Origin of the sequence: Helicobacter pylori (assembly GCF_014496965.1) — a bacterium.
In the GTDB taxonomy this organism is placed as follows: domain Bacteria; phylum Campylobacterota; class Campylobacteria; order Campylobacterales; family Helicobacteraceae; genus Helicobacter; species Helicobacter pylori_CZ.
In genome coordinates, this window is record NZ_JACTCR010000010.1 from 1 (window position 1) to 17189 (window position 17189).

The window sequence follows — 17189 nt, forward strand, 5'->3', positions numbered from 1 at the left end:
ACTATCAAGGCGTATATAGAAAATCAAGGTTAGTTTCACTTAAGGTTTTTATATAGTTCCTAGCGGAACTAAAGCATTCATCCCAAACACTAAAGATATTTGGGATTTCTGCTTGGGTGGTTTTAAATTAAACATTGAATAAAAGTTCTTTTATATCATCGCTAAAAATATCAAATTGGGTTCTACCTTTTTCTTTGGTAAAATTCTTTACAACAGCTTCAAGCGTATTAAATTTTATAGTATTAGATATTATATTTCTATCAAATTTAAAGACATCATCCCAAAGGTATTTTATAACTTTATGCGCAAAATTTTCTTTGCTCTTTAGATCATCAACACTTACAAAATAAACGCCAAATCGCTTATCCTCCATAGAACTCAGCCCCTCGTTATTTTGAGCTATTTTTTCATTGATGGTGGTGCAAAATTTTTGCCAAGTTATATCAGTATCTAAAATTTTCATATTTTTAAAATCATCATCAACATTTTCAAAGGAATTTTCAATGAGTTGCATAGAAAATCTACGCTGAAAAGCAGTATCTAGTGTGAATACATTTTGATCGCTCGTATTCATTGTAGCGACTATCCATAAATTTGACGGGATTCTTATACTTGCATTTTTATCGTTATGGACAATATTGGCAATATCCATATTATTGATAGCATACTCACTAGAGCCTTTTTTAAAGCCATCTTTGTCATGTTTTAGTCTATCAAGAAGTTGAAAAATTTCTCCAAATATGGCAGGCGCGTTACCACGATTGATCTCATCAATCACCAGAACATGCTTAAGTTTGTGGTTATGATACGCTTTTTTAAGGATATTTGTAAAAGGTCCAGGATTAAATTTATAACTAACGATACCGCTATCATCTACACTTGGCATAATCTGTCCCACAAAATCACTATAAGAATAATCAGGGTGGAACACTATCTTTTCTACCACGCTATTATTGCAATAATCTCTTTGCAAAGTATAACTTTTGCCGCTACCAGGAACACCATAAAGGATGATATTTTTTCCCCCATCTATTCTAACGCTTTCATCTATTTTACCATCATCTAAAGTTCTCGTTTCATTCTCGCTGAAAACCAATAAATGCTTGCTACTATTGATTAAGCCATTTAAAACATTGTATCTTGTATCAGTTGGTAAAATGATTTCTAATGTGTATTTTTTATAAGATATGTAAATAAAAAGCAGAATATCATCAACACTTAATTCATAGTTTGATCGGTTTTCTTTTATTTTATCAGCTTCTGCATTAATGATTCTCTTAATTCCTCCACCAAGTCTGGGATCTGTCGTTAAGAGAATGCTAACTTTATCGTTATAGTTAGATAAGATACCACTCATATCTACTTCGTCTTGGTTGTTGGCTTTATCAAAAAAATGCTCTAAAATACCTTTTTTAATACTGATTCGTTTATTATGTAATATTTGATTATCAATTTTCCTTAAATAAACTTTCATTTTTCACCTTTTTAAACATCTCATTTTTTACAAACTCCCCCCACTGCTCTGCCATCGCCTTTGCAAACCCTGGAAATGTTTTACTCCTCCAAATTTGACGCTCTTTAGCTGATTTTGTTTTAGTCAGCCCATCGCTATACCATTTTGCTATTTTTTTACCGCTTTTAAATTCTATAAACTCGCCAAGATCACGATGTTCGTATGTTTTAAGGGCGGTAAGTTTTTAAGCCACAAACAAGTCTTTTTTGATGCGCTATCACCGAAGTGGTAAGGGGGTAAAATTCTCTCTCTTTTATCTCCCCTAACCCCAAAAAATGCTTTTTTAAGAGATTATCCGCTCTTGATTAAATCAATCTCTTATATCAATCCCTTAATTTAATCTTAAAAAATGCCTTTGAATATTTTTATTGACACTCAATGAAAAAAGTCAATCAATTTTAAATAATTTTTAACCACAGATTTCACATGCATTCTAAACAAAGCCCAAATAAGGGAATAATAACACCCCTTATTATAAAAAGGCTGTATCTAAAGCACCAATTCAATAAAGAGATAACCTCATTTCACCTTTTCAAGATACTCTTCTGTTTCCGTATTCACCTTAATCGTCTCACCCTCTAAAACATGGAAAGGCACTTGCACGACCGCACCGGTTTCTAAAGTCGCTGGCTTTTTGCTCGCACTTGAAGTATCGCCCTTAAAATTAGGAGCCGTTTCCACAATCTTTAAAGCCACAACTTGCGGCACATCCACTGAAATCGCCTTGTCATTATGCAATAAAACCTGCACTTGCATGCCGTCTAGCATCCATTTAGAAGCCTCGCCCACTTGAGAGTCGTTTAAAGCGATTTGCTCATAGCTCTCTATATCCATGAATTGGTATGTATCGCCATCATGATAAAGGTATTGCATCGTTTTTTCAACCAGGTTAGGTTCTTCGCACTTATCCCCCGCATGGAAAGTCTTTTCAATCACCTTGCCATCTAAAAACGACTTGATTTTCGCGCGCACGAAAGCCGCACCCTTGCCGGGCTTGACATGCTGGTATTCTACAATTCTATAAGGCACACCGCCCAATTCAATTTTCAAGCCCTTTTTGAGCTCGCTCATCCCAATTGCCATGTTACACTCTTTCCTTGTTGATTAAATTTTATTAGCGCTGCCCAAAAGTTTCATGCGCTCTTTGACCACATTTTTAAGCGCTAATTGGGCCGGAGAAAAAAACTTCCTCAAATCAAATTGGCTCTTATCTTCATTAGCCACCTTGCGCACTTCTGCGATGAAAGCGATCCTTAAATCCGTGTCGGTATTGACCTTATTGATCCCCCCTTTTACGGATTCTTGTAAAAATTCAAAAGGCACGCCCTTAGAGCCTTTCAAATCGCCTCCAGCGTCCAAATAAGATTTTCTCACATCATCTGGTATCGCGCTCGCTCCATGCAAGACTAAAGGGATATTAGTGAGTCTTTTGACTTCTTGCAAGCGTTCAAAATCCAATTTTGGCTCGCCCTTAAACTTAAACGCTCCATGGCTTGTCCCAATGGCTGGGGCTAAGTAATCCACTTGAGATTCTTTGACAAACCGCTCCGCTTCTTTAGGATTCACTAACACCGCATCCTTTTCATCCACTGAAATATTGTCTTCAATCCCCATTAAACGCCCCAACTCCGCTTCCACGCTCACTCCAGCGTTATGCGCCATTTTGACCACTTTAGAAGTCAATTCCAAATTTTCTTCAAAAGCATGATGAGACGCGTCAATCATCACAGAAGTGAAACCCGCTTTCACGGCTTTTTCGCAGCTTTCAAAAGTCGTTCCATGATCTAGGTGTAAGGCTACAGGAATGTGCGGGTAGCGTTCGCACATGATTTTCACCATGCCCACCGCCATATCAATCCCCATGTATTTGATCGCTCCTTCACTCGCTTGAATGAAAAGCGGGGAATTTTCTTCGTTTCCTGCTTCAAAAATAGCGTTTAGCATTTCAAAATTCACGAAATTAAACGCCCCCACCCCATAACCTTCTTTATGGGCTTTCAATAAGATTTCATTGCCTTTAACTAACATGATAACACCTCATCCATTACTTGTTGATAACAATTTTAGCGTGCTTCCTTAATTCCTCGATTCGTTGATTCATGCGTTCTTGGAAAAGCTTTTCTTGTAACATCCCCTTAATGGTGGGTTTGGCTTGCTCATAAGTATAAGTTACAGGGCTGTCTTTTGAAATCAAATAAATAATATGATAACCAAACTCCGTTTTAACAGGGGTTTTAGTGTAATTCCCAGGAGTTAGAGCGAAAGCGGCTTTAGAAAAATCCGGAGCCATTTGGTTTTTCTGGAATTTCCCTAAATCACCGCCATTTTGCGCATTCTTGCTGTTAGGATCAATCGTATCACGATTGGCTAACTCAATGAATTTGGCTTCTTTTTTAGTCTTTGGCTGTTTGTCAATCTCAGAAATAATCCGTTTGGCTTCATCTTCGGTTTTCACTAAAATGTGCCTAGCGTGGGCTTCTTGCTTGACAAAAAGCTGATCTTTATTAGCGTTGTAAAAATCTTGCATTTCTTTTTCTGGGATTTGGATTTTTTTCACTTCTTCAGCCTGTTTTTTAGCCCAAAATTCCACTAAAGCCTGTTTTTTAACCGCTTCCATCATCGCTTTAAATTCTGGAGTCTGATTAAGCTTTTCTGCCTTAGCCTCATTTTCTACAAGCGCAGTGCGGATAGCTTGCTCAATCAAGGCTTCTTTTTCCTTCTCTTTAAGCTTGTCAAAATCAAAATTAGGATTTCGTTGCTTAATCATATCAAAATCGCTTTTGGTGATGGGTCTGCCATCCACTGTCGCTAACACGCCTGCTGAAGCATCAGTCGTTTCTTTCGTGTTATGCGTAGAGTTATTCGCATTATGAGCCGGCTTAGCCATCAAAAACGACATGCTCAACGCGCCCACTAACGCTAAATTTAAGATATTTTTTTTCATTGTGTGTTCTCCACTCTAAACTAATTTTCATCATTAAATTCGCATTATAGCAAATTTAAAACAAAATCAGCTATCATGATTATAGAAAACTCACATTGAGGGGTAAGAAATGCTTAAAGTGATTCATTCCATTCAAAGTGGGTAAAAATGTTCGCCTCAGATGTTGTAATAATATTTTATCTTTTTTAGTGTTAGTTTTATTCTTTTTGGAAAGGAAAAGAATGTTAAAAAGGATTCAAAAATTCTCGATGCAATTATGAATATTATATTCGTAATTATTGTTGTATGCATTCTCTTTCCTTGGTTACCAGGGTTATTATTCTATAATATTTGGTTTTTTAGCATTACATGTTATTCCATATTAAATAACTTCTACACTCCTTTAGTCAATCTCACATTTAAGCTTACACTATATAAGATTAAGGGACTTTGCGCTTAAATACCCCTTAAAAAGTGAGTTTAAAAAAGGCTTATGGTTTTGTTTCTATCCATTTTTAAAAAAAGTTTTAATGATTTTTTAAGCGCCAGAATGCTTTTAATCAATCTTGGCCCTATCCTTTTGAGTTTGGCGTTTTTTGGAGCTATCTTTTACTACAATGGCGAAAATGTTGTGAATTATTGCCAAACTTTATTGCCGCAATCTTTGAATGATTACGCTCATTCTCAAGGCTTTTTTGCTGGCGTGTTTGCTTGGGTTTTTAAAGCGTTGGTGTATTTTCTTATTTTTTGGATTGCGATTCTTTTGGGTTTAGTCATCAATGTTTTTGCGTCTATTTTTTACACCCCTTTAGTGGTCTCTTATTTACACCAAAAATATTATCCCCATGTCGTTTTAGAAGAATTTGACTCTATCCTTTTTTCTATCAAGTATTTTTTAAAAGCGCTCATTTTTATGCTTTTATGGATGGCACTTTTAACGCCCTTTTATTTCATTCCTTTCATAGGGGTCTTTGGGGTCTTTTTTTCCATAATCCCGCATTTCCTTTTTTTTAAAAACACCATGAGCTTGGATATAGCCAGCGCGATTTTTAATCATCAAAGCTATCAAAACCTACTCAAACAACACCGATTGAAGCACTATCGTTTCTCTTTTTTTTGCTATCTTTTTTCCTTAATCCCTTTTTTTAATTTTTTTGCTACTTTATTACAAACCCTAATGCTAACGCACTACTTTTTTATCCTTAAAGAAAAAGAATGCTAGATTTTATTCAAGAGCTTAGTACCCCCCATGTTAGGGATTTTTTCTTGTTGTTTTTAAGGGTTAGTGGGGTGTTATCTTTTTTCCCTTTTTTTGAAAACCATTTAGTGCCATTGTCGGTGCGTGGGGCTTTGAGCTTATATGTGAGCGCGATTTTTTACCCCACTTTAGAGTTTTCAAACGCTGCTTACACGCCAGAGGGTTTTATCATCGCTTGTTTATGCGAGCTGTTTTTAGGGGTGTGTGCGTCTGTCTTTTTACAAATCGTTTTTGCGAGCTTAGTGTTTGCCACTGACAGCATTAGCTTTTCTATGGGGCTTACCATGGCGAGTGCTTATGATCCCATTTCAGGATCGCAAAAACCCATCGTGGGGCAAGCCCTTTTATTGTTAGCGATTTTAATCTTATTGGATTTATCGTTCCACCATCAAATCATTTTATTTGTGGATCACAGCTTAAAAGCCGTCCCTTTAGGGCGATTTGTCTTTGAGCCAGAATTAGCTAAAAACATTGTCAAAGCCTTTTCACACTTGTTTGTCATAGGGTTTTCTATGGCGTTCCCTATTTTATGCTTGGTGTTATTGAGCGATATTATTTTTGGCATGATCATGAAAACCCACCCTCAATTCAACCTGCTCGCTATCGGGTTTCCGGTTAAAATTGCGATCGGGTTTGTGGGCATTATTTTAATCACTTCGGCTATCATGGGGCGTTTTAAAGATGAAATCAGCCTGGCCTTTAGCGTTATTAGTAAAATCTTTTAAAGGATAAACATGATTAGTTTTAAAGAAGCTCTAAAAATCCATTCTAGCATTCCCCTAAAACCCTTAGAAATAGAGGTTATTTCTTTGTTTGAAAGTACAGGGCGCGTTTTGGCAGAAGATATTATTTGCATTCACGCTTTGCCTAAATTCAATCAAAGTGCAATGGATGGCTATGGGTTTAAAATGCAGGATTTAGGCAAAAAAACTCAAGTCATTCAGCACATTTTTGCCGGAGATGATGTGAGCGCTTTAGAAGTCAAAGAAAATGAATGCGTTAAAATCATGACTGGAGCGATGGTGCCAAAGGGAATAGAAACGATCGTTCCCATAGAATGCATGCTAGAAAGCCATAAAAATTTCGCCCTAGCTCCTAAAGATTTTAAAATTCACGCCAATATCCGTCAAAAGGGCGAGAACGCTTCTTTAAACAGCGTTTTAGTCCCTAAAAATACCCGTTTGAATTATGGGCATATCGCGCTCATTGCCTCTCAAGGGTTAAAAGAAATCAAAGCGTTTAGAAAATTAAAAATCGCTCTCTTTAGCAGCGGCGATGAATTAGTGCCTTTAGGGCAGAACGCCCCAGAATGCCAAGTTTATGATGTTAATTCAGTGGGTATTTTCAACATGCTTAAAAACTACAACACGCATTTTCTAGGGGTTTTAAAAGATGATAAAAATTTACAGCTTAAAATACTTGAATTGCAAGACTATGATGTCATCCTTTCAAGCGCGGGGGTGAGCGTAGGGGATAAAGACTTTTTTAGAGACGCCCTGAAAGAAAAAAACGCCCTTTTTTATTACGAAAAAATCAACCTCAAACCTGGAAAGCCGGTAACTTTAGCCCAACTCAATCAAAGCATTATTATAGGCTTACCGGGTAATCCTTTGAGTTGCTTAGTCGTTTTACGAGTTTTGATTCTACCCTTATTGGAGCGCTTATCCTTGAATAAAGATTTTAAATTAAAACCCCTTAAGGCTCAAATCAATGCCCCTTTAAAGCTTAAAGACAAACGGACGCATTTGATTTTAGGCAACTATTCAAACCACCAATTCATTCCTTACAACAACAACCGCTATGAATCAGGAGCGATCCAAGCCCTTGTGCAAGTGGATTCTATCGCTTTAATTGATGAAGGAGTGGGATTGGTTCAGGGCGAAATTGAAATTTTAAGGTTTGAAAATTAAATTAGCTTTTAACAATGCTATAATGGTGAGTTTAAAACCCCACTCATAAAGGTTCTGTTTGTGGATAACTACACCTATAGCGAATTGTTAAAAAGCTTGCAAAACAAATGCGATAATATCGCCTTAATCATCAAGCCTGAAAAGATCAAACAGGAATTAGAACGCATTGAAAAAGAGCAAGAAGACCCTAATTTTTGGCAAGATGTCTTAAAAGCCAGAGACACCAATAAAGAAAAAGTGCGCTTGAACCGCTTGCTAGAAACCTATCAAAAAACGAAAAATTCTTTAGATGAAAGCATAGAATTGTTTGAACTCGCTCAAAACGATAACGATGAGGTTACTTTATCCTTACTCTATGAAGAGGCTCCTGTTTTAGAGCACAGCGTCCAAAAAGTAGAAATTGAAATCATGTTAAGCGGTGAAAACGACGCTTCAAACGCTATTATCACCATTCAGCCTGGAGCGGGGGGGACGGAAAGCCAGGATTGGGCGAGTATTTTGTATCGCATGTATTTGAGGTGGGCGGAAAGAAGGGGCTTTAAAAGCGAGATTTTAGACTATCAAGATGGCGAAGAAGCGGGCATTAAAGGGGTCGCCTTTATCATTAAGGGCGAAAACGCTTATGGCTATTTGAAAAATGAAAATGGGGTGCATAGGCTTGTAAGGATTTCGCCCTTTGATGCGAACGCCAAACGGCACACGAGTTTTGCGAGCGTGCAAATTAGCCCTGAATTAGACGATGATATTGATATAGAAATTGATGAAAAAGATGTCCGTTATGATTATTACAGAGCCAGTGGGGCAGGCGGTCAGCATGTCAATAAAACAGAAAGCGCGGTTAGAATCACGCATTTTCCTACCGGTATTGTGGTGCAATGCCAAAACGACAGGAGCCAGCATAAAAACAAAGCGAGCGCGTTAAAAATGCTTAAATCCAAACTTTATGAATTGGAATTAGAAAAGCAGCAAAGCAGCGCCAAAAATGAAGAAAAAAGCGAGATCGGCTGGGGGCATCAAATAAGAAGCTATGTCCTAGCCCCCTACCAGCAAGTCAAAGACGCGCGCTCCAACACCGCTTATAGCAATGTGGAAGCGATACTAGATGGCGATATTGATGCAATTTTAGAGGGCGTTTTGATTGCTAAAGCTTAAGTGCGCTAAAATGACAGCTAGGAATTATGGTTAAAAACGCTTTTTAAAACCAATTGGCAAGGAACAACAATGACACAAGAAGAATTAGACGCTTTGATGAATGGTGGCGATTTGGAAAACTTGGAAGCCCTAGAGACTAAAGAGGATGCTAAAGAAGGAACTAAAGAAGAGCCTAAAGAGGGTAAAGAAAATTCCAGTTATAATGAAAAAATGACCGTCAAAAAAGAAGACGCTGAAAAATACGGCAAGATTAGCCCCAATGAATGGCCTCCCCCTCCCCCCACTGAAGAGCATAAAGTCGTGCATCAATTAGACGATGTTACAAGAGATTCTGAAGTGAAAGCCACGCAAATTTTTGATCAATTGGATTTGATCGGATCTAGCGCTGAAAAAATCGCTAAAATGGTTAAAAAAATCCAAGAACCTTTGCAAAAACACCAAGAAATTTTTGAAAATTTGCATGGTCATTTCCCCCATGTTGAATCTTTTAAAACCGCACTCAATGAGCAACAAGAAATCCTAAACGCCCTTAAGAGCATTGAAGAAGAAGCCACCAATTGCTCTGATAGCTCCATGCAAGCGATGGATATTATGCAGTTTCAAGATATTCACCGCCAAAAAATTGAACGAGTGGTCAATGTCATGCGAGCGCTCAGCCAATACATGAATTCGCTTTTTGAAGGCAAAATTGATGATTCTAAGCGCGTGAGTTCAGCGACTTTTATCACCGGCGATGACGATAAAGATTTAGCCAGCGCTGATGATATTGAAGCCTTGATCGCTTCTTTTGGAGCCAAATAGTTTTGAATCAAGTTGAATTACTCTCTCCAGCCGGTAATTTGAAAAAACTTAAAATCGCTCTCAACTATGGGGCTGATGCGGTTTATGGGGGGGTGAGTCATTTTTCTTTACGCAATCGCGCGAGTAAAGAATTCACTTTAGAGACTTTTAAAGAAGGGATTGATTACGCCCATGCATTGAATAAAAAAGTCTATGCGACCATCAATGGTTTCCCTTTCAATTCACAGCTCAAACTTTTAGAAGAACACATTTATAAAATGGCAGAATTAGAGCCAGACGCTTTCATTATCGCTGCACCTGGTGTGGTGAAACTCGCTTTAAAGATCGCCCCGCATATTCCCATCCATTTATCCACGCAAGCGAATGTTTTAAATTTGCTCGATGCGCAAGTGTTTTATGATTTAGGGGTTAAACGCATCGTGTGCGCTAGGGAATTGAGCCTGAATGATGCGATTGAGATTAAAAAAGCCTTACCTAATTTGGAATTAGAAATCTTTGTGCATGGGAGCATGTGCTTTGCCTTTTCAGGGCGTTGCTTGATTTCGGCTTTACAAAAGGGACGCGTGCCTAATAGAGGGAGTTGCGCGAACGATTGCCGGTTTGATTATGAATATTATGTGAAAAACCCTGATAACGGCGTGATGATGAGGTTGGTTGAAGAAGAAGGCGTAGGCACGCATATCTTTAACGCTAAAGATTTGAACCTCTCTAGTCATATCGCTGAAATTTTAAGTTCCAACGCCATTAGCGCGCTCAAGATTGAAGGGCGCACCAAGTCCAGTTACTACGCTGCACAAACCACGCGCATCTATCGTTTAGCGGTTGATGATTTTTACCATAACACCTTAAAGCCGAGTTTTTATGCTAGCGAATTGAACACGCTTAAAAACAGGGGTTTTACGGACGGCTATTTGATGCGAAGGCCTTTTGAAAGGCTAGACACTCAAAACCACCAGACAGCCATTAGCGAAGGGGATTTTCAAGTCAATGGCGAAATAACAGAAGACGGGCGTTTTTTTGCATGCAAATTCACCACCACCACTAACATGGCTTATGAAATCATCGCTCCCAAAAATGCCGCTATCACGCCCGTAGTCAATGAAATTGGCAAGATTTATACCTTTGACAAACGCTCTTATTTAGTGCTGTATAAAATCCTTTTAGAAAATAACACCGAGTTAGAAACTATCCATAGCGGGAATGTGAATTTAGTGCGACTGCCCGCATCTTTACCGGCTTTTAGTTTTTTGCGCACCCAAGTAGAGTCTAAAAATGGCGTTTAGAGATTAGGTATTACAAGCGATTAAGAGAAACGCATGCCCTTAGAAACCATCACGCTCGCTCATATTTATGAAGAACAAGGGTTTTTTGAAGAAGCGTTGCAAATTTATACTAATATTTTAAACAAAACCCCTAACCATGCAGAGGCCTTAAAACAAATAAAGCGTTTGGAAAAAATCCAAAAAAATTGCGCTCCTTTCAAGCACGACGCGCTGTTAAAGCAACACTATTTGAATTTTATCAAAGGGGATTTTTTGAGCGTTGAAAATTTAGAACAATGGCTGGTAGAATGGAATTGAAAAACATTATTTCAGAAACCCTTAATGAAATTGAGAAAATGGCTAAAACCATTGATAATAACTTTGATGCGGCACAAAAAACGCCCTCTTTTTTCAAAACACCCCCTTATTTGCAAAACGCCAAAAACGCTGAAACGCCACCAATGAGTAACACGGAGCCAAAAAACGCTGCTAAAATAGAAACGCAAGAAAAAATCGCAGAAGAAAATACAGAGGAAAAAGAAGAAGCAAAAGGAATCATTACAGAAGAAATCACGCTAGAAATCCCCACGCAAGCGCCAATTTCAAGCGAGCGGGTTTTTTTAAGAAACTTACTAGAGAGAACTTTAGTGTTGTTTCAAGGCATGCAGGCTTTAGAAGAAAAGGAAGCGCTGAAGCGTTTGGATTTAGTGGCGCGTTTCTTGCAATACCAATTGAGCGTGCTTGAAAAACGATTGGAATCTTTGGAGCGAGAAAACACAGAGTGAAAAACGATCAAAGGAATTTTTTAAAAACATTAAAAAATAAGACTTTAATTTTTAATATTCCATGAAAACAAAGCCTTAAATTCCCATTAATAACTATGATAATGTTTTGAATTTTTATTTTTAAGACATCTTTAAGGTATCTTTAGTAATAAAATGCTAAAATCAAGCCCTTAAAACATTAACAGAGTTAATCGTTTTTAAAGTTGCAGAAATCATTGAAGGAGTTAATTGAAGTATGATAGAAGTTTTAATGATAGAAGATGATATAGAATTAGCCGAGTTTTTGAGCGAGTTCTTGCTCCAACATGGCATTCATGTAACCAATTACGATGAGCCATACACCGGCATCAGTGCGGCTAACACACAAAATTATGATTTGTTGTTATTGGATTTGACTTTGCCTAATTTAGACGGGCTTGAAGTGTGTAGGCGCATCTCCAAACAAAAACATATCCCTATTATTATTTCTTCAGCAAGAAGTGATGTGGAAGATAAGATTAAAGCACTGGATTATGGGGCTGATGACTACCTCCCTAAACCCTATGATCCTAAGGAATTATTGGCTCGTATCCAATCCTTACTCAGGCGTTCTCATAAAAAAGAAGAAGTGAGTGAGCCAGGCGATGCGAATATCTTTAGGGTAGATAAGGACAGCCGAGAAGTGTATATGCATGAAAAAAAGCTAGACTTAACTAGGGCTGAATATGAAATCCTTTCGCTCCTCATTAGCAAAAAAGGTTATGTGTTTAGCCGTGAAAGCATTGCGATTGAGAGCGAGAGCATCAACCCTGAAAGCTCTAATAAAAGCATTGATGTGATCATTGGCCGTTTGCGCTCTAAGATTGAAAAAAATCCTAAGCAACCGCAATACATCATCTCTGTCAGAGGGATTGGTTATAAATTAGAATACTGATATTCTAATAAGGAGTTAAGGGGTTTTGCGTTTCTCTATCTTTTTTAAAGTTGTCGCTTTGTTTATGATAACGCTCTTTAGTTTTGGAGCGTTCGCTTACTATTTCGTGTCTTCTCAAATCAATCACGAAAACTATCAAAACGAAATGCGCCATTATCAGTTTGTTACCACTATTAATGAAATTTTAAATAACTACTCTGATTATAGAGCCATAGAAGATTACCTCTATAAAATCGGTTTTAGAGAAACCACGATAGAAAATTTAGAAAAGGTTTTAGCCAAAAGACGCCACCAGTTGCACCACAGAAATATTGGGTATGCGGAAGTGTTCAAATTCAGCGATATGGTTTTTATCCTTTTAAAAAAAGATGAGCATTTTGTGCTTTATAAAGATTTGCATTCGGTTTCTTACAGGAATTATTTCTTAGCGATTACGGTGGGCTTATTATTGATTTTATTCCTCTTTTTATTTGTTTTGCAGAGTTTGTTGCCCTTAAGAGAGTTGAGATCTCAAGTGAAGCGATTCGCTCAAGGGGACAAAAGCGTGAGTTGTAAAAGCAAGCAAAAAGATGAAATAGGGGATCTGGCTAACGAATTTGACAATTGCATCCAAAAAATCAATGCGATGAATGAATCTCGGGTTTTATTTTTGCGCTCTATCATGCATGAATTGCGCACCCCTATCACTAAGGGCAAGATACTAAGCTCCATGCTCAAAGAAGAATTGCCGCAAAAACGCTTCATTTCCATTTTTGATCACCTGAACACGCTGATTGAGCAATTTGCCCGCATTGAGCAACTCGCTTCCAAAAATTATGGGAGCAATAAAGAAAAATTTTTAATGAGCGATTTGATTGATAAAATTGAAAAAATGCTTTTAATTGATGAGGATAAAGAAAGCCCTATCCATGTATCCTCTTCCAATTACATTATTGAAGCGGATTTTGAATTGTTTTCTATAGCGTTAAAAAACATGGTGGATAATGCGATCAAATACAGCGATGACAAACAGGTGTTTTTGGATTTCATCGGCAATGATTTGGTGGTGTCTAATAAAAGCAAACCTTTAAAAGAAGATTTTGAAAAGTATTTGCAACCCTACTTTAAATCTTCTAACCCCAGCCAAGCCCATGGTTTTGGGTTAGGCATGTATATCATTAAAAACGCTTTAGAGGCTATGGGATTGAATTTGAGCTATCATTATGGCAATGGAAGAATTTGTTTCACTATCCATGATTGCGTTTTTAATAGTTTTTACGATTTAGAAGCGGATAATGAAGAGCTACCCCCCCCCCCCCGAAAATTTGAGAGAGATGAAGGGAATGAAAGGAACAGAAAAAGCCAATTGTGGGGTTAAAGAAAAACAAAAAGAGAGAACATGTTCAAACGATTGAGAAGATTACGAAGCAGCGAAAATTTAAGAGCGATGTTAAGAGAAACGCATTTAAATATTGATGATTTCATCGCTCCCTTATTTGTCATAGAAAGCGATAGTTGTATTAAAAATGAAATCAGCTCCATGCCTGGCGTGTATCAAATGAGTATCGAGCCTCTTTTAAAAGAATGCGAAGAATTAGTGGGTTTAGGCGTCAAAGCCGTTTTATTGTTTGGCATTCCTAAACATAAGGACGCTACAGGAAGCCATGCGTTAAATAAGGATCACATTGTCGCAAAAGCCACCAAAGAGGTTAAAAAACGATTCAAGGATTTGATCGTTATAGCGGATTTGTGTTTTTGTGAATACACCGATCATGGGCATTGCGGGATTTTAGAAAACGATTCTGTGTCTAACGATAAAACGCTAGAGATTTTAAATCTTCAAGGGCTTATTTTGGCTGAAAGTGGCGTGGATATTCTAGCCCCAAGCAACATGATGGATGGCAATGTTTTAAGCTTGAGAAAAACGCTAGATAACGCCGGGTATTTTCACACGCCCATCATGAGCTATTCCACTAAATTTGCGAGCAGTTATTACGGGCCTTTTAGAGATGTAGCCAATTCTGCGCCGAGTTTTGGCGATCGCAAAAGCTATCAAATGGATTACGCTAATCAAAAAGAAGCGCTTTTAGAAAGTTTGGAAGATGAAAAACAGGGTGCGGATATTTTAATGGTGAAACCGGCTTTGGCGTATTTGGATATTGTTAAAGAGATTAGAGATCACACTTTGCTCCCTTTGGCGCTCTATAACGTGAGTGGGGAATACGCCATGCTCAAACTCGCGCAAAAACACAACCTGATCAACTATGAAAGCGTTTTATTAGAAACGATGACTTGTTTTAAAAGAGCGGGAGCGGATATGATTATTAGCTATCATGCTAAAGAAGTGGCTAACTTATTACAAAGGAATTGAATGGGACGAGCGTTTGAATACAGAAGAGCGGCTAAAGAAAAACGATGGGATAAGATGAGTAAGGTTTTCCCCAAGCTGGCTAAAGCGATCACTCTAGCGGCAAAAGATGGCGGGAGCGAGCCGGACACGAACGCCAAACTGCGAACAGCGATTTTAAACGCTAAAGCGCAAAACATGCCTAAAGACAATATTGATGCGGCGATTAAAAGAGCGAGCAGTAAAGAGGGGAATTTGAGCGAGATCACTTATGAGGGTAAGGCGAATTTTGGCGTGCTAATCATCATGGAGTGCATGACTGATAACCCCACTAGAACGATCGCCAACCTTAAAAGCTATTTCAATAAAACGCAAGGGGCGAGCATCGTGCCTAATGGCTCTTTAGAGTTTATGTTTAATAGAAAAAGCGTGTTTGAATGCTTGAAAAGTGAAGTGGAAAATTTAAAACTCAGCCTAGAAGATTTAGAGTTCGCCCTCATTGATTATGGTTTGGAAGAATTAGAAGAAGTGGGAGACAAGATCATTATTAGAGGGGATTATAACAGCTTCAAGCTTTTAAATGAAGGGTTTGAAAGCTTGAAATTGCCCATTTTAAAAGCGGGTTTGCAACGCATCGCCACAACGCCCATTGAATTGAATGACGAACAAATGGAGCTTACCGAAAAATTATTGGATAGGATTGAAGACGATGATGATGTGGTCGCGCTTTATACGAATATTGAGTGAAAGGCTCAAAGGCTCAAAGGCATTTTTACAATCCATAGTGAAAGTGGAACGCCCAAACGCTAAGGCATTAAGCTTTTTTAGACTGATGTTAGGGGAGAGTTTGGCTTTCACTCTGTGTCCCTATAATTAGGGATTTTACAGAGTTTGAGCGTCCAAAGTGCATTTAATCTTTTACGCATCATACCTTTAAAAGGCGTAACTCCCAACGCTTCCCACCATAGATGCGAATGCATGGGAATATTATAATTATGAATGAGTAGCGTTCAATTCAAACGCTAAAGGTATTTGGGCTTTCTGCTAAGGAGTTTAAAAATACTCAAAGTATTTTTAAAAATAAAAATAATAAAGAGCTTGATTTCTAGTCAAACGATAGCTTTTTAGAAGCGGTCTTGGGGTTAAGGGAGGGTTGTAAGGGGATTACTTCAAAATACCCCCTACCCCCTTAAGGAAATGAGTTTGAAAATAGAGTGATCAAAACCCCATCTTTTAAAAAATTAAAAAATCAATAAGGCTTTAGTTATTAGCAGATGAGAGCGGATCCAAATTCTAAGCGTTTAGATTTTATTGTGTCTCAATATCCATCAATAGAGACGCTTCAATCCCTATTTGATAGTAAGAATATGAGTTTTAAGGATTGTTTCTAGCCTTTAAGCTTTGGGCTTATTGCACGCTATCTTGCGTGTCGTTTTGCGCATCATCTTGCAAATTATCAGACTCCTTGCCAATCACTTCTAATACCTTACAACTACCACTAAAGCCTAAAGCACACCCTTTCTTATAATATGAAGTGGCTTTCTCCAAATCTTTTGGAGCTCCCTTACCCGTGTAATACATCACCGCCACATTATGACAACCGCTCCCTTCTTTTAAAGAGCAACCCTTTTTATAAAGATTCAAGGCTTGCTCTTCATTTTGCTTGACATAAAGACCGGCTTCATACATGTATCCCAAGCTCACACAGCTCGCCCCGTCTTTTAAATGGCACCCTCTTTTAAAATTCGCAAGGGCTTTTTTCAAATCCTTCTGTACGCCTTTGGCGCTCCTATACATATACCCTACAAAGTTACAACTAATGCCATAATTCAAACTGCAAGCGTATTTAGAAAGAGAAAGGGCTTTGGCATAATTTTGCTTAACGCCCGTGCCATTAAAATACATAAAACCCAAACTCCCGCAGCTCACCCCACCCTTTAAGTGGCACCCTCTCCTATAATAATAGAGAGCCTTTGGAAGGTCTTTTTGCACGCCGTCACCATCTTCATACATAGAACCCAAACTCGCGCAAGCGAGATGATTCCTTAAATTACACCCTCTTCTGTAATAAAAAACGGCTTTTGTAATATTCTGATCCACGCCATCGCCATCTTCATACATAGAACCCAAACTCGTGCAACCAACCCCCACCCTCAAATTACAGCTCCTCTTATAAAAAGCCACCGCTCTATGGTAATCCCCTCTCTTAAGGGCTTGATTAGCCATCTTAAAATATTTCTCACCGGTTGTAGCCACCAAATGACCAAAACAGCTTGCCATTAAAAATAAAATCAAAACCCACTTTTTAGTCCAACTCTTTATCATCTCATTCCTTACAAAACTAAG

The 17189-nt window shown here is 38.1% G+C and carries 17 protein-coding genes and 1 pseudogene; 12 read left to right on the forward strand and 6 right to left on the reverse strand.

Annotation, left to right across the window (positions count from 1 at the left end; all coding sequences use genetic code 11):
- Nucleotides 1-127: 127 nt before the first annotated feature.
- The 5 genes and pseudogenes from H7O61_RS04720 to cbf2 form a co-directional block, all read right to left on the reverse strand.
- On the reverse strand, nt 128-1474 hold the full coding sequence (locus H7O61_RS04720; RefSeq protein WP_187875292.1) for an McrB family protein: 1347 nt from the start codon (nt 1472-1474) through the stop codon (nt 128-130).
- Nucleotides 1449-1756: pseudogene (locus H7O61_RS04725) on the reverse strand (hypothetical protein); the annotation flags it as partial. The pseudogene H7O61_RS04725 and the gene H7O61_RS04720, both read right to left, overlap by 26 nt.
- A 276-nt stretch (nt 1757-2032) precedes the next feature.
- Complete coding sequence (gene efp, locus H7O61_RS04730; RefSeq protein ID WP_000974266.1) at nt 2033-2596, reverse strand: elongation factor P; 564 nt, start codon at nt 2594-2596, stop codon at nt 2033-2035.
- Nucleotides 2597-2617: 21 nt separating this feature from the next.
- Complete coding sequence (locus H7O61_RS04735; protein ID WP_000960454.1) at nt 2618-3541, reverse strand: class II fructose-bisphosphate aldolase; 924 nt, start codon at nt 3539-3541, stop codon at nt 2618-2620.
- A gap of 16 nt (nt 3542-3557) precedes the next feature.
- On the reverse strand, nt 3558-4457 hold the full coding sequence (gene cbf2 / locus H7O61_RS04740) for a peptidylprolyl isomerase CBF2 (protein WP_079339359.1): 900 nt from the start codon (nt 4455-4457) through the stop codon (nt 3558-3560).
- A gap of 478 nt (nt 4458-4935) precedes the next feature.
- On the opposite strand from cbf2, the gene H7O61_RS04745 reads away from it, so the two are divergent.
- The 12 genes from H7O61_RS04745 (at nt 4936) to H7O61_RS04800 (ending at nt 15590) form a co-directional block, all read left to right on the forward strand.
- Nucleotides 4936-5658 carry an EI24 domain-containing protein gene (locus tag H7O61_RS04745; protein WP_143427830.1) on the forward strand — a complete coding sequence of 241 codons (723 nt, stop codon included), beginning with the start codon at nt 4936-4938 and terminating at the stop codon, nt 5656-5658.
- On the forward strand, nt 5652-6419 hold the full coding sequence (gene fliR, locus H7O61_RS04750; RefSeq protein WP_001929184.1) for a flagellar biosynthetic protein FliR: 768 nt from the start codon (nt 5652-5654) through the stop codon (nt 6417-6419). The genes H7O61_RS04745 and fliR overlap by 7 nt, the downstream gene beginning before the upstream one ends.
- Nucleotides 6420-6428: 9 nt before the next feature.
- A complete protein-coding gene (locus H7O61_RS04755; protein ID WP_187875293.1) occupies nt 6429-7604 on the forward strand; it encodes a molybdopterin molybdotransferase MoeA in 1176 nt (391 codons plus the stop codon).
- 60 nt (nt 7605-7664) lie between these two features.
- On the forward strand, nt 7665-8756 hold the full coding sequence (gene prfB, locus H7O61_RS04760) for a peptide chain release factor 2 (RefSeq protein ID WP_139532629.1): 1092 nt from the start codon (nt 7665-7667) through the stop codon (nt 8754-8756).
- Nucleotides 8757-8825: 69 nt separating this feature from the next.
- Nucleotides 8826-9557 carry a protein phosphatase CheZ gene (cheZ, locus tag H7O61_RS04765; RefSeq protein WP_187875294.1) on the forward strand — a complete coding sequence of 244 codons (732 nt, stop codon included), beginning with the start codon at nt 8826-8828 and terminating at the stop codon, nt 9555-9557.
- Between the two features lie 2 nt (nt 9558-9559).
- Nucleotides 9560-10840, forward strand: a complete 1281-nt coding sequence (locus H7O61_RS04770) for a peptidase U32 family protein (RefSeq protein WP_187875295.1) — start codon at nt 9560-9562, stop codon at nt 10838-10840.
- 33 nt (nt 10841-10873) lie between these two features.
- The gene (locus H7O61_RS04775) at nt 10874-11137 is read left to right on the forward strand and encodes a hypothetical protein (RefSeq protein ID WP_001929178.1); all 264 of its coding nucleotides are present in this window, start codon (nt 10874-10876) and stop codon (nt 11135-11137) included.
- Nucleotides 11128-11604 (forward strand): CiaD-like domain-containing protein, encoded by a 477-nt coding sequence (locus tag H7O61_RS04780; protein ID WP_001929177.1) that lies wholly within the window; start codon nt 11128-11130, stop codon nt 11602-11604. The genes H7O61_RS04775 and H7O61_RS04780 overlap by 10 nt, the downstream gene beginning before the upstream one ends.
- Nucleotides 11605-11839: 235 nt before the next feature.
- Nucleotides 11840-12517 (forward strand): acid response regulator transcription factor ArsR, encoded by a 678-nt coding sequence (gene arsR / locus H7O61_RS04785; RefSeq protein WP_000573710.1) that lies wholly within the window; start codon nt 11840-11842, stop codon nt 12515-12517.
- Between the two features lie 25 nt (nt 12518-12542).
- On the forward strand, nt 12543-13874 hold the full coding sequence (arsS, locus tag H7O61_RS04790) for an acid-sensing histidine kinase ArsS (RefSeq protein WP_187875296.1): 1332 nt from the start codon (nt 12543-12545) through the stop codon (nt 13872-13874).
- Between the two features lie 21 nt (nt 13875-13895).
- A complete protein-coding gene (gene hemB, locus H7O61_RS04795; protein ID WP_187875297.1) occupies nt 13896-14867 on the forward strand; it encodes a porphobilinogen synthase in 972 nt (323 codons plus the stop codon).
- Complete coding sequence (locus H7O61_RS04800) at nt 14868-15590, forward strand: YebC/PmpR family DNA-binding transcriptional regulator (protein WP_000532111.1); 723 nt, start codon at nt 14868-14870, stop codon at nt 15588-15590.
- 660 nt (nt 15591-16250) lie between these two features.
- Here H7O61_RS04800 and H7O61_RS04805 read toward each other — a convergent pair.
- Entirely contained in the window at nt 16251-17168 is a 918-nt protein-coding gene (locus H7O61_RS04805; RefSeq protein ID WP_187875298.1) for a tetratricopeptide repeat protein, read from the reverse strand.
- Between the last annotated feature and the right edge of the window lie 21 nt (nt 17169-17189).